Annotated in this window: 10 protein-coding genes and 1 rRNA gene (1 of these 11 cut by a window edge); 9 read left to right on the top strand and 2 right to left on the bottom strand. The window is 51.0% G+C overall.

Translation table 11 applies throughout. The annotated features are described in order from the left end of the window. Positions 1-215 precede the first annotated feature (215 nt). Positions 216-947, bottom strand: coding sequence for a DUF6199 family natural product biosynthesis protein (locus BBD41_RS14365; protein WP_099477961.1), 732 nt, complete (start codon positions 945-947; stop codon positions 216-218). Positions 948-1,548: 601 nt separating this feature from the next. On the opposite strand from BBD41_RS14365, the gene dnaA reads away from it, so the two are divergent. The 6 genes from dnaA (at position 1,549) to gyrB (ending at position 7,918) form a co-directional block, all read left to right on the top strand. Further along, entirely contained in the window at positions 1,549-2,895 is a 1,347-nt protein-coding gene (gene dnaA, locus BBD41_RS14360) for a chromosomal replication initiator protein DnaA (RefSeq protein WP_007129237.1), read from the top strand. A 203-nt stretch (positions 2,896-3,098) separates the two neighbouring features. Next, positions 3,099-4,241, top strand: a complete 1,143-nt coding sequence (gene dnaN / locus BBD41_RS14355; RefSeq protein ID WP_077570898.1) for a DNA polymerase III subunit beta — start codon at positions 3,099-3,101, stop codon at positions 4,239-4,241. A gap of 98 nt (positions 4,242-4,339) precedes the next feature. Continuing rightward, on the top strand, positions 4,340-4,555 hold the full coding sequence (yaaA, locus tag BBD41_RS14350) for a S4 domain-containing protein YaaA (RefSeq protein ID WP_028406533.1): 216 nt from the start codon (positions 4,340-4,342) through the stop codon (positions 4,553-4,555). A 49-nt stretch (positions 4,556-4,604) separates the two neighbouring features. Continuing rightward, complete coding sequence (recF, locus tag BBD41_RS14345) at positions 4,605-5,717, top strand: DNA replication/repair protein RecF (RefSeq protein WP_077570900.1); 1,113 nt, start codon at positions 4,605-4,607, stop codon at positions 5,715-5,717. A 12-nt stretch (positions 5,718-5,729) separates the two neighbouring features. Continuing rightward, entirely contained in the window at positions 5,730-5,981 is a 252-nt protein-coding gene (gene remB / locus BBD41_RS14340; RefSeq protein WP_007129241.1) for an extracellular matrix regulator RemB, read from the top strand. 26 nt (positions 5,982-6,007) lie between these two features. Then, complete coding sequence (gene gyrB, locus BBD41_RS14335) at positions 6,008-7,918, top strand: DNA topoisomerase (ATP-hydrolyzing) subunit B (protein WP_077570901.1); 1,911 nt, start codon at positions 6,008-6,010, stop codon at positions 7,916-7,918. A gap of 325 nt (positions 7,919-8,243) precedes the next feature. Here gyrB and BBD41_RS14330 read toward each other — a convergent pair whose 3' ends face one another. Beyond that, on the bottom strand, positions 8,244-9,047 hold the full coding sequence (locus tag BBD41_RS14330) for a YheC/YheD family protein (protein ID WP_077570903.1): 804 nt from the start codon (positions 9,045-9,047) through the stop codon (positions 8,244-8,246). A 470-nt stretch (positions 9,048-9,517) separates the two neighbouring features. Between BBD41_RS14330 and gyrA the strand changes: the two genes are divergently transcribed. The 3 genes from gyrA to BBD41_RS14315 all read left to right on the top strand — a co-directional run. Next, positions 9,518-12,013 (top strand): DNA gyrase subunit A, encoded by a 2,496-nt coding sequence (gene gyrA, locus BBD41_RS14325; RefSeq protein WP_099477960.1) that lies wholly within the window; start codon positions 9,518-9,520, stop codon positions 12,011-12,013. Between the two features lie 177 nt (positions 12,014-12,190). Further along, positions 12,191-13,303, top strand: coding sequence for an HD-GYP domain-containing protein (locus BBD41_RS14320; protein WP_099477959.1), 1,113 nt, complete (start codon positions 12,191-12,193; stop codon positions 13,301-13,303). 322 nt (positions 13,304-13,625) lie between these two features. Further along, positions 13,626-14,428: ribosomal RNA gene (locus BBD41_RS14315) — 16S ribosomal RNA — on the top strand (it continues 752 nt past the right edge of the window).

The following is a 14,428-nucleotide window of genomic DNA, read 5'->3' as shown; positions in this document are numbered from 1 at the left end:
GAAGCCTGTCTTTAAGCGGAGGAGCATCCTCGCAAAGACAGGCTTTTTTTGTGATGCAGGATGAATGCTCCCCGGCGCACCAACAATCTGGGTGATCATGCAATCACCGAGGGCGGATTAAGAGCCTGGGGCGAATCGCCAACAATCTCGAATCAAGCGGACCTAATGTTTTTTTAACAAAGAAAACGGCGTAAGCCTCCCCCTCAACTCTACTATTACAGCGCGTGAGCAAAAAATATTCCCAGCGAAACTACCATCCCGAGAACACCGCCGACCTTGCACATAAAGAAATAAAAATCGCTCGGCTCCGGGTCACTCACCATCAGATTGGAAGGAGAGATATGAAACAAGAAGCGCTGAAAAGCTTCATAGCGAAAGCCGCACCAGTTGAATATAAACAATGCGACGGCCAAAAGGAAGAACCCTACGCCGCCGTTAGGCTGATGGAACGCTTCGTCCGATGCAGCGGCAATGTCCGCTGGAAAATAACGCAGGCTATCCGGATCCCTTATTTTCTTTCCCAACCCAACATGCATGACTGCCGGGGGAAGCACCCACTCTCCAGCCTGATCAAACACCTGGAATCCGTCTTGGCCAAACGGCTCCACCCGATATTCGGTGCCAGCCGGATAAACGACCGCATACGGCTCCCATTCCCCCTCCAGTCCTTCAGTTCCACGGACCAGGTAGCTTTCTCCCCCTGTCTCAATCACCCGTTCTAAGGCTCTTGCATGAACAACAACCGGGTTTCCGCGTCCAAATGCTGCACGATATTCGATCGTACCGCTGCCCGAATCCTCATACTTGAAATATTTGGCGTCGTCCAGATAAAAAAACTTCTTCGAATAATAGCTTTGCGCCCAGCCTGCGACCACAGCCATAATCAAGACCACCAAGGCTACCCCCAACCATCTTCTCCACCGAATCCTTGGCTGCGTTTCCCCCATCCCGTTTCCTCCGTTCGAAGTTTCCTTATAGTACGTCGATGAATGACCTCAGATTGCGGGGCCCTCTGGCGCCTCTGAACAGGCAAAAAATCCCCCATTCGACATGCCACGCACGTGCATGTGAGGGATATCCACAGCCATTTTTACCTTTGGTTGATTATAAAAGCCGCTAGAACATTCAACCAGAAGTTATGAACAGATGGAGATGGAAGCAAAAATTGTTTGGGATTTGGACAACCTGTGCATAATTTTTTCCGCAAGAAGGCTAATGATGTCGAAAGCTGAACAATTTATAAACAATATCTAGTGGTGTGAATAAGATTTATGCACAACGTATTGAATTTGTGGATAAATTAGCGACATACATTGAAAATAAGGCCTTCTTTTGCTATGATGATATTACTTTTGGATGTGAATATGTGAATGAACACATTATATTATCAACAGGCTGTGGATAAAGTTGTGAACAATTTCAATTTATCCATATTTTTTTGTTTCCACAGGGGTTTAGCTTTGGGGATAATTTGACATCGTTCATTTTGGTTCGACATTTCTACTCATGGCTCTAGCCACATTTGGAAGATTTAAAGGAGTGACAGTTTTGGAAAGCCATACTTCCGAATTATGGCAGGAAATATTATCGATTATACAGACCAAGCTCAGCAAACCGAGCTTTGACACTTGGTTTAAAGCGACCAAGGCATTGACCATTAACGATCACTCCGTCGTCATTTCCGCGCCGACAACGTTTGCCGTGGAATGGCTGGAGAGCCGATATACGAAGCTGGTAAGCTCAACGGTCTATGAGGTGATCGGCAAGCAGGTCGATGTGAGGTTTGTGATTGAAGAGGCAAAGTCGCAGGAGCCGGCACCTCAGCAGCCGTCCCCCCCGCTCGAGGTTAGCGGAGACGAAATTCAGTCCCATATGCTGAACCCGAAATACACCTTTGACACGTTCGTCATCGGCTCGGGCAACCGGTTTGCGCATGCCGCCTCGCTCGCCGTCGCCGAAGCGCCGGCCAAAGCGTACAACCCGTTGTTCCTCTATGGAGGGGTAGGACTTGGCAAGACACACTTGATGCACGCCATCGGCCATTATATTTTGGAGCATAATCCGAGCAGCAAGGTCGTGTACATTTCCTCAGAGAAGTTCACCAACGAGTTTATCAACTCCATCCGTGACAACCGCGCCGAAAGCTTCCGCAACAAGTACCGCAACGTCGATATTCTGCTCATTGACGATATTCAGTTTTTGGCCGGAAAGGAATCGACGCAGGAGGAATTTTTCCATACGTTCAACGCACTGCATGAGGAACGGAAGCAAATCATCATTTCAAGTGACCGTCCGCCCAAGGAAATTCCGACACTGGAGGAAAGGCTCCGTTCACGGTTCGAATGGGGACTGATCACCGATATTCAGCCGCCGGACCTTGAGACGCGGATCGCGATCTTGCGCAAGAAGGCGAAGGCCGAGAATTTGGACATTCCGAACGAAGCGATGATGTATATCGCCAACCAGATCGATACCAACATCCGGGAGCTTGAAGGCGCCCTTATCCGTGTTGTTGCCTATTCCTCTCTGACGAACCAGGATGTGACCACGCATCTTGCAGCCGAAGCGCTGAAGGATATCATTCCGTCGAGCCGGCCGAGAATGATTACGATCCAGGATATTCAGCAGAAGGTGGGCGAGTACTACAATCTCCGGCTGGAGGACTTCAAAGCCCGCAAACGGACCAAAGCCGTCGCATTTCCACGGCAGATCGCCATGTATTTGTCCCGTGAATTGACCGATTATTCGCTTCCTAAGATCGGTGAAGCTTTCGGAGGACGCGATCATACCACCGTTATTCATGCGCATGAGAAGATCACCCAATCGCTGAAGACCGACCAGGAGCTCTTCAAAGTGGTTAACAATATTACGGAGAAAATCAAAAATCCAACCTGAACAAGTTCAAAGCCTATGCACAATCTATACACATGTGGATAGGCTTAATTTTATGCCTTTTCACGGGCTTATCCACATATTCAGTGCGCCTACTACTTGTACTATAAATAATTAATAAAATAATTATCCATAAAGAGGGGAATCATCGGCTTCCCGCCGAATGAAACAATACCCCTCTCATTTTTCCGCAAGGAGTGAAATTGATGAAAATCAGCATATTGAAAAATGTATTGAACGAATCCATCCAACACGTGTCCAAAGCGATTTCCAGCCGGACCACCATTCCGATCTTGAGCGGCATTAAACTTGATGTCACTTATTCCGGCGTGACGCTGACAGCCAGCGATACGGATATTTCCATCCAATCGTTTATTCCTTCGGAAGATGAAAAGCACACGATTGTACAGGTTGAAAGACCAGGTAGTGTCGTCCTTCCGGCCAAATTTTTCGTTGAAATCATCAAGAAGCTGCCTTCCCAGGAAATCCATATGGAGGTTAAAGACCAGTTCCAGACTTTTATTTCCGCAGGCGCAACCGAAATCCAAATGGTCGGCCTTGATCCGGATGAATTCCCGGTATTGCCGAACATCGAAGGCAGTCAGACGATCTCGCTGCCGGGAGATCTGTTGAAAAACATGATCAAGCAGACGGTATTCTCCATATCGACGCATGAGACGACGCCGATTCTGACAGGGGTCCTCTGGAGCCTGAACAACAATGAGCTGAAATTTACCGCTACCGACCGTCACCGTCTGGCAACTCGGTCCGCAAATATCGAAGGCGTCGAAGACATTTCGTTCAACAACGTCGTCATTGCCGGCAAAACCCTGAATGAGCTGAGCAAGATCATTCCGGACCAAAATACGCTGGTCGATATCGTTGTGGCCGATAATCAGGTATTATTTAAAATTGACCGTGTGCTGTTCTATTCGCGTATATTAGACGGCATTTATCCCGATACTTCTAGAATTATTCCGACGACGCATAAAACAGAACTGGTTTTGGACACAAAAAAATTAAGCGAGTCGATCGACCGTGCGTACCTGCTGTCGAGAGAGGAAAAAACGAATATCGTGCTGCTGCAAACGATGGAGAACGGGGGCATTGAAATCTCCTCGAGTTCGTCGGAGCTCGGTAAAGTGCGTGAGGAATTGGATCTGATTGAATTCAAGGGGGACCCGCTGCGCATCTCCTTCAACTCGAAATACATGCTGGACGTGCTGAAGGTTGTCGAGAGCGAGCAGCTGATGATCGCTTTTATGGGCGTCATGAGCCCGATCATCCTGAAGCCGCTGGATGACAGCAAGAGTCAGTATATTATTCTGCCGTACCGTACGGCCAACTAATAGAGGTCGATCAAAAGTCGTCTTTCGATCACGAATCCGGCTTTTTGAACCCGCAACTAAAGTTATCCCCATGTTGATAAGGGGGAAAGGACAGGCAAATGAAGCAAATCTTTATCCACAGCGAATATATTAAGCTGGACCAATTTCTGAAGCTGGCGGATTGCGTATCCACAGGCGGCATGGCGAAGGCGCTGCTGGCGGAGGGTGCCGTGCTGGTCAACGATGAGAAGGAAGAGCGGCGCGGACGCAAGCTGGTTCCCGGCGACATCGTCAAGGTGGAGGACTGCGGAACCTTTCAGGTGGCGGCGCAATAGACAGCCTCCCGTTAGGCGCTAGGCGCGGATGACGAGGGAGAGGATCAACTTGTTTGTTAACAATATCAGTCTTCAGCATTACCGGAACTATGAGCAGCTTCAGCTGAGCGCGTTCGGTGATGTCAATCTGATTATCGGGCGCAACGCCCAGGGGAAGACCAACTTGATGGAGGCGCTCTTCGTCCTTGCTTTGACGAAGAGCCACCGCACCTCCAAGGATCGGGAGCTGATCGCCTTCGAGCAGCCGAGCGCGCATATTGCAGCCGAGGTTGAGAAGAAGTACGGGATGCTGAAGCTTGAGCTGAGCTTGTCCCAGCAGGGGAAGAAGGCGAAGGTCAACGGATTGGAGCAGCGGAAGCTGAGCGATTTTATCGGCTCCCTGAATGTGGTCATGTTCGCACCCGAGGATTTGGAAATCGTCAAAGGCACGCCGGGGGTTCGCCGCCGGTTTCTTGACATGGAAATCGGACAGGTCGCGCCGAGCTATCTCTACCATCTGCAGCAGTACCAGAAGGTGCTCGTGCAGCGGAACAATCTGCTCAAGCAGCTCTGGGGGAAGGAAGCGTCCCAGCAGGCGATGCTGGACATTTGGAACAGCCAGTTGGCAGAACATGGTGTTAAAATCGTCAAGAAGAGGAAACAATTTATAAAAAAGCTTCAAAAGTGGGCGGAGGGCATTCATCAGGGCATCACCAACGGCCTGGAAGAGCTGTCCCTGCACTATGTTCCGTCCTTTGCTGACGCGGAGGAAGAAGATGAAGCTGTCTTATTTGAGCGTTTTATGATAAAATTATCACAAATGAAAGAGCAAGAAATAAGGCGTGGTATGACATTGGCAGGTCCTCATCGAGATGATCTGGCTTTTTATATTAACGGCAAGGAAGTCCAAACGTACGGATCCCAAGGTCAGCAGCGAACGACGGCGCTCTCTTTGAAGCTGGCCGAAATCGAGCTGATTCAGGAAGAAATCGGTGAATATCCGGTATTGCTTCTGGATGATGTGCTTTCCGAACTCGATCCATACCGGCAGACACAACTGATAGAGACATTCCAGAGCAAAGTGCAGACATTCATCACGGCGACGGGCATCGAGACATTGAACACCGACAAATTGAAGGGTGCCAGCATTTTTCACGTCCATGATGGACAGGTGGGCTCTTAAGGAGTGATTCCATTGTATATTCATTTAGGCGGAGAGAAGATTATCCGTTCGTCCGAGCTGGTTGGCATCTTCGATATCTCGATCGAGAAATCGTCCAAGATCTCCAAGCAGTTCGTCACGCATGCCCAGCAGCATAAGGTCGTGGAATTAATCGGTGAAGAGGACCCGAAATCCATCGTGGTGACGAAGTCCATCGTCTACTATTCCCCGATTTCCTCCGCAACGCTGAAGAAGCGGGCAAATCATTTTGTAGCTCAGGCATAACAGAATCTGTAGAAGTAGGTGAAGGCATGTCTATGAATCAACCGACATATGATGAGAATCAGATTCAGGTACTGGAAGGGCTCGAGGCTGTCCGCAAACGTCCGGGGATGTACATCGGCTCGACCAGCGTCAAGGGTCTGCATCATTTGGTATGGGAGGTAGTGGACAATAGTATTGACGAAGCGATGGCGGGAATATGCGACCATATCGAGATTATTGTCCATGAGGATAACAGCGTTACCGTTATCGACAACGGACGCGGAATTCCGGTCGGCGAGAACGCCAAGCTGAAGAAATCCACCCTTGAAGTCGTTATGACCGTCCTGCATGCCGGCGGTAAGTTCGGCGGCGGGGGATATAAGGTATCCGGCGGACTTCACGGCGTGGGCGTATCCGTCGTTAACGCATTGTCCACCAAGGTCGTCGTCCAAGTTAAGCGGGACGGGCATATTTATCAGCAGGAATATCGTCGCGGCGTGCCCCAGTATGACATCAAAGTCATCGGGGATACCGAAGAGACCGGTACGACGGTTACCTTCCTTCCGGATCCGGAGATTTTTACGGAGACCACGGAGTATGACTACAATACGCTTCTGACGCGGATTCGTGAGCTGGCCTTCTTGAACAAAGGCATCGCGCTTACGCTGAAGGATGAGCGTACCGGGGCTTCCGATTATTTCAAATACGAAGGCGGTATTATCGAGTACGTCAAATTCCTGAATGAAAAGAAGGAGGCGCTCCACGAAGAGCCGATCTACGTGGAAGGCTCCCGGGACAACATTCAGGTGGAGATATCCCTCCAGTACAACGACAGCTATACCGAGAATATTTACTCGTTCGCGAACAATATCAATACGCATGAGGGCGGAACGCATGAATCCGGCTTTAAGAGCGCTTTGACACGGATTATTAACGATTATGCCCGCAAAACCGGCATGATCAAGGACAACAGCAATAACTTGTCCGGTGACGACGTTCGCGAAGGCTTGACGGCGATCATCTCGGTCAAAGTGCCGGAGCCGCAGTTTGAAGGGCAGACGAAGACGAAGCTCGGCAACAGTGAAGTCCGCGGCATCGTCGAGTCCTTGTTCGCAGAGAAGCTGCAGGAATTCCTGCAGGAGAATCCTTCGGTGTCCCGCCGTATCCTGGAGAAGGCGCTGCAGGCCTCCCGTGCGAGGGAAGCTGCACGTAAGGCGCGGGAAATGACGCGCCGGAAGAGCGCGCTTGAAGTAAGCGCCCTGCCGGGCAAGCTGGCCGACTGCTCCTCCAAGGATGCGTCGATCAGTGAGCTGTATATCGTCGAAGGCGACTCCGCCGGCGGATCGGCTAAGCAAGGCCGTGACCGGCATTTCCAGGCAATTTTGCCGCTGCGGGGGAAAATCCTTAACGTCGAGAAAGCGCGTCTGGACCGCATTCTCTCCAATGCGGAGATCCGTGCGATCATCACGGCGCTCGGGACCGGGATTGCCGACGACTTCGATCTGTCGAAGGCCCGTTATCACAAAATCATCATCATGACCGATGCTGACGTCGACGGCGCGCATATCCGCACACTGCTGCTGACGTTCTTCTATCGCTATATGCGTAAGCTGGTGGAAGCGGGATATATTTATATCGCGCAGCCGCCGCTCTTTAAGATCGAGCGCAACAAGGTTGTCCGTTATGCGGGCAGCGAGAAGGAGCGCGACGAGATCATTAAGGAATTCGGCGAGAATGCCAAGTATAACATTCAGCGGTATAAAGGTCTCGGCGAGATGAATGCTACCCAGCTGTGGGAGACGACGATGGATCCGGAGAGCCGCACGATGCTGCAGGTGACGATCGAGGATGCCATGCTGGCGGATACGCTGTTTGACACCCTCATGGGCGACAACGTTGAGCCGCGTCGGGATTTCATTCAGGAGCATGCGAAGAGCGTTCGTAATCTGGACATTTAGCATAGAGCAATAGCCCCAGGGAGCATCCGGGCAGGTCATTGGACCTGCGGATGCTCCTTTTTGCTGCGAGCGGGCTGCCGGGTCGACTCGAAGGCTGCTACCAGCTCGAAGGCCGAGGTCTGCGAAGGCAATGAGCCATCCGGCAGGATGGAGGTCATGGCCCGAGCATTTAGGGGGGGGCAGTGCGGTCAGGTGTTCAGCGGGGGCTGACACAGGTATTCAGCGGGGCTTCGCAGGAGATGTGAATTCGTCGGACGGGCACATTTGAAGGGCCTCTGAACCAAGGAATGGCAGAGATGCCGGACGTCCACCGGGGGTGGCCAGGTTAGCGGGCTTTCTTTTTACTGCCGGACAAATTTCGTCCGTAAGCGCTGGCGTACTTCTTGACCTTGTTATATATGCTTGGATCCTTGAAGAACTTCTTAAACGGAAAAAGCGCCGGCCTCGTGTTGACCTCCAAAATCCAGATGTTCCAGCGGCCGTCAATAGCGATATCAAGCCCGATTTCCTTCAGATTCGGGTAGGATTTCTGCAATTGGCCGGCAACATTCACCCCGAGCACATGCAGCTCCCGGCGGATATTCTCCGCCTCCTCAGCCGTCATATGCTCAAGCATAAGCGGCTTGTAATGCAAAGCGGTGCCGCCGCTGTGATGATTCGTAATGATTTTGTTCTTGGCGGCGACCCGCCCGATGATGCCGGTGCTTACCCACAGGCCTGAAGGGCTTTTCTGCGTAAGGACGCGCAGGTCAAAGGGACGGCCCTGGTACCGGAGCAGATGAATGCCCTGCTGAATCAAGTATTCCTTGCCTTGGAACAGTGAATTCAGCGTTTTGTGAAGACTCTCCAGCGATTCGAACGTCTCGGTCTTTTGCTCATATCGGAGCTTGTAGGTCTTGGAGGCGGCCGATTCCTCCGTATTCTGGGATTCGATTTGCTCTACGCACATGACGCCGTTGCCGTATGTCCCCCGATCCGGCTTAATATAAACCAGCTTGTGGTTATCCAGCATCTCTTCCAGCGCTTCGAGCGAATACTGGCGGGTTGCGGGAATGTAGGAGGCAAGACCTTTATTTTTCAACAGAATTTTTGTTTTCGCCCATTTGCTTGCAACGCGTTGTATAGCCAACCAACTTCATCCTTTCCGGCCGTTTTTTGAGTGAAGAACAGATGTACCTGTCACGAAAAAAAGCACGAACGCGGGGATACGCCTATAGTCTGCCTAAGCCATCCCCCGTTTAGGGGAAGGTCGAACGCTATCCATGATCGATCGAAGCGCCGGGCGGTTACATCCGGCACGTGAAGCTGCCAAACGGGAAAACATAGGACAAGTATGACAAACAGTGGTATAATATAAAGATGTGATCGATGCGAAATCTTTTTCAATGCATTGTATGTGAAAAGCGGCACGGAGGACAGGGCGTATGTCACGGTTTCCGGGCAAAAAACATACTTTCACGCTTTCTATCCCGTGTTTAATTGTGCGTGGTTTGTGAAAGTAATATAATAAAGGTTGGTGCATTTATAGCTTCCTGATCATTATTCTGCTTTTTTCACATAGAGCAAGGCATGGTTGATAGAAAATGAAGGAGGTCCAGCATGGCGGAAGAAAATTTCTCCCAAATCAAAGATCGGGACATTGGTACCGAGATGCGCGAATCCTTTATGGATTACGCGATGAGCATCATTGTCAGCCGGGCCTTGCCAGATGTGCGGGACGGAATGAAGCCGGTTCACCGTCGCATACTATATGCGATGTCGGAGCTCGGCATGGCCCCGGACAAACCGTACAAGAAATCGGCAAGGATCGTTGGCGAGGTTATCGGTAAGTACCATCCGCATGGTGATTCGGCAGTGTATGAATCCATGGTCCGGATGGCGCAGGACTTCTCCATGCGATACATGCTCGTTGACGGGCATGGTAACTTCGGTTCCATTGACGGAGATATGGCAGCGGCAATGCGGTATACGGAAGCCCGTTTATCCAAGATTGCCATGGAAATGCTGCGTGATATTAATAAAGAGACGATTGACTTTGCACCCAACTACGATGGTGAGGAGCAGGAGCCGGTCGTTCTGCCGGCACGATATCCGAACCTTCTCGTAAACGGGGTATCGGGGATTGCGGTCGGCATGGCGACGAATATACCGCCTCATAATCTTGGCGAAGTCATCGATGGCGTACAGGCGATGATTCGGAATCCCGACATCACCCCAATGGAGCTGATGGAATATATCCAGGGACCGGACTTCCCGACAGCGGGCTATATTTTGGGACGCGAGGGGATCCGCCAGGCATATCGTACGGGACGCGGCTCGGTGACGATGCGCGCGAAAGCGACGATTGAGGAAAACAATAACAAGGCGCGCATTGTCGTCCACGAGATTCCGTATCAAGTGAACAAAGCGCGTCTCGTGGAGAAGATTGCCGAGCTTGTCCGCGATAAGCGAATTGACGGGATTACGGATCTCCGCGATGAGTCGGACCGTAACGGTATGCGGATCGTGATCGAGCTGCGCCGTGACGTTAACCCGAACGTCGTCTTGAATAATCTGTATAAGCACACGGCTATGCAGTCCAATTTCGGCATCAACATGCTGGCGATCGTCAACAATGAGCCGAAAATATTGAATCTGCGTGACGTGCTGCACTATTACCTGGAGCATCAGGTAACGGTAATTCGCCGTCGTACCGAGTTCGAGCTGAAGAAGGCCGAAGCGCGTGCCCACATTTTGGAGGGCTTGCGGATTGCGCTGGATCATCTGGATGAGGTTATCGCGCTGATCCGCGCCTCCCAGACAACCGAGGCCGCGCGCGAAGGGTTAATGGAGCGCTTCGGGCTTAGCCAGGAGCAGGCTCAGGCGATCCTCGATATGCGTCTGCAGCGCCTGACAGGACTCGAACGCGAGAAGATCGAGAACGAGTACCAAGAGCTGCTGGCCCGGATCGCCGAGCTGCGCGAGATTTTGGCGAACGAACATCTTGTGCTGCAGATCATCAATGATGAGCTTCAGGATATCAAGGAGCGCTTCGCAGATGAACGCCGTACCGAAATTACGGTAGGTGAAGACAGCATCCTGGACGAGGATCTCATTCCACGTGAGGAAGTGGTCATCACCATTACCCACACCGGTTACATCAAGCGTTTGCCTGCCAATACGTACCGCAGCCAGAAGCGGGGCGGACGCGGCGTCGTGGGGATGGAGACGAAGAGCGAGGACTTTGTGGAGCACCTCTTCGTAACCAATTCGCACCACTATCTGATGTTCTTTACGGACAAAGGGAAGGCTTACCGTCTCAAAGCATACGAAATACCGGAGCTTAGCCGTACCGCCCGCGGAACGCCGATCATCAATCTGATTCAGATCGAGCAAGGCGAAACCGTCAATGCGGTTATCCCGGTCGAGAGCTTCGATACCGATAAGTTCCTGTTCTTTGCAACCCGCCATGGGGTTGTGAAGAAGACACCGCTCGAGGACTATGTCAATATCCGCAAGGGCGGCCTGATCGCGGTTAACCTGCGCGAAGACGACTCCCTGATCGACGTGAAGCTGACAGACGGTCAGCAAGAGATCATTATGGGAACGGCACAGGGCATGTCTATCCGATTCGAGGAGAGCGATGTGCGTTCAATGGGAAGAAGCGCAACCGGGGTTAAGGGCATAACGCTCGATGAGGGTGACGAAGTCATCGGCATGGACGTTGTGGATCCGGAGCTTGATATTCTGATCGTAACGACCCGAGGATACGGCAAACGGACGCCGGCCGGCGATTATCGTGTTCAGACACGTGGCGGTAAAGGGATCAAGACGATCAATATCACCGAGAAGAACGGACCGGTTGTTGCGTTGAAGGTCGTGAAATCGGAAGAGGATCTCATGATCATTACGGCCAGCGGAACCCTGATCCGCACAAGCATGGAGGGCATCTCGACGATGGGCCGCTATGCGCAGGGCGTGAAGCTCATTAACATCCGCGAGGATGATTCTGTCGGTACGGTATGCCGTGCAGACAAGAGTGATGAACCGGAGAACGATGGTGAAGAGGGCGAATTCGAAGAAGGCATGGAATCTTCTGAACCAAGCGAAGAATAAAGCAATGGAGAGCGTGGATGCAGATGAAGCATCCATGCTCTTTTTTTTCAGTGATCCAGATTACAAAATAAGGAAGTCAGTATTGTACAGCCTGAGTAAGTCGAACTATAATAATGTATAATATAAAGGTGAAGCTTCGCTGCCAGGAGCGCAGTGGAATAGATGGAGAGGTTGATCATGACGATCAAAGCCGTGAACGAAGTGGTGGCCGGCGTAAAGCTGGCTAAGGATGTGCATACGCCTCTTGGGGGCCTTTTACTTCATAAGGGGAAGGTACTGCTTCCTCGCGATCTGGAAGTGCTGAAAGCATTTATGGTCGAGCAGGTTGATGTTGAGTCCGTCGAGGGAGAGAGCACGCGAATTCCAACGGTGAAATCTGCAGGGCAGAAGCCCTCGCTGATTTTTGCGGAAAGCCCGCAAGGGAGCGAGGGCGATGATGTACCAAGTCGCAAAAACCTTCCGTTGCATGAAGAGTATGACAGAACGCTGTCTCTGGTCAAAAGCTGTTATCAGTCAGCGATTACCGGCGAGATCCGAATCTACGAAATCCGGAGTCAGATGGAGAACTTGCTTAAGCACCATAAGGATTACCAGATCCTTAAGTTTATTCCGAGAATGACGAATCGCCATGATTACCGGTATCACAGCGCGGTGTTATGTGCTCTTTCTTCCTATAAGCTGGCGCGGTGGCTCGATCTTCCGCAGAAAGACTGGATGCAGGTGGCCTTTGCGGGTCTGCTCCATGACATCGGAAACGCCAAGATCGATCCTATCATATTAAATAAGCCGTCCAAGTTAACCGATGAGGAGAACGAGGAAGTACGACGCCATACCACTTACGGTTATCAAATCCTTAAGAATGTTGCCGCAGTCAACGAAGGGGTTCGCCTTGCAGCACTGCAGCATCATGAAAAAGTGGACGGGTCCGGCTATCCCCTGCGTCTGGAGGGGAGCAAAATCCATATCTACGCCAAGATTGTGGCGGTTACGGATATCTTCCATGCGATGACATTGGATAAGTTTTATCGGAGTGCGCAATCTCCTTACTTGGTGCTGGAACAAATTCAGCTGGAGGCGTTCGGCAAGCTTGATCCGAAGATCGTTCAGACCTTTATTCGTAAAGTGACGGCTTTACATTCAGGAACGAAAGTCAAGTTAAGTAATGGAAGCACGGGCGAAATCGTATTTACCGATAGTCAGCATCCAACCAGGCCAATGGTATCCGTGGAAGGCAGCATCATGAATTTAATGCAGCAAAGGCAGATCTATATTGAGGAAGTTATTTCCTAGGTAATAATGGTTGACCTAATCATAAAAGCTGTGATATATTATTCCTTGCCGCTTTTGAAGCGGATATATATCACGGCTTTTCGATAAAAAAGTTTTTTAAAAAAAAGCTTGCTAACTCTTCGAAAACATGATATATTATAAGAGTTGCTGATGCGAACGAGATTCGCCGGTAACGAAAAGGTTGATCTTTGAAAACTGAACAACGAGTGAGTAAAACGAACCGCTTCGGCGGGGAGTTACAATAGAGAATTGAACAAATTCTCGTCAGTTTTTCTAAATGAGCTTAATCGCTCTTTCAATCAATCATCCGAAAGGATGATCTTTATTGGAGAGTTTGATCCTGGCTCAGGACGAACGCTGGCGGCGTGCCTAATACATGCAAGTCGAGCGGAGCAACGGTTTCCTTCGGGAAACCATTTGCTTAGCGGCGGACGGGTGAGTAACACGTAGGCAACCTGCCCTCAAGACTGGGATAACTACCGGAAACGGTAGCTAATACCGGATAATTAAACCTGCTGCATGGCAGGGTTATGAAAGGCGGAGCAATCTGTCACTTGAGGATGGGCCTGCGGCGCATTAGCTAGTTGGTGAGGTAACGGCTCACCAAGGCGACGATGCGTAGCCGACCTGAGAGGGTGAACGGCCACACTGGGACTGAGACACGGCCCAGACTCCTACGGGAGGCAGCAGTAGGGAATCTTCCGCAATGGGCGAAAGCCTGACGGAGCAACGCCGCGTGAGTGATGAAGGTTTTCGGATCGTAAAGCTCTGTTGCCAGGGAAGAACGTCTCATAGAGTAACTGCTATGAGAGTGACGGTACCTGAGAAGAAAGCCCCGGCTAACTACGTGCCAGCAGCCGCGGTAATACGTAGGGGGCAAGCGTTGTCCGGAATTATTGGGCGTAAAGCGCGCGCAGGCGGTTCTTTAAGTCTGGTGTTTAAACCCGAGGCTCAACTTCGGGACGCACTGGAAACTGGGGAACTTGAGTGCAGAAGAGGAGAGTGGAATTCCACGTGTAGCGGTGAAATGCGTAGATATGTGGAGGAACACCAGTGGCGAAGGCGACTCTCTGGGCTGTAACTGACGCTGAGGCGCGAAAGCGTGGGGAGCGAACAGGATTAGAT

The organism is Paenibacillus ihbetae (assembly GCF_002741055.1).
Taxonomy (GTDB): Bacteria; Bacillota; Bacilli; order Paenibacillales; family Paenibacillaceae; genus Paenibacillus_AQ; species Paenibacillus_AQ ihbetae.
The sequence above is the reverse complement of the archived record's forward strand: the minus strand, read 5'-3'. Positions and strand labels throughout refer to the sequence as shown.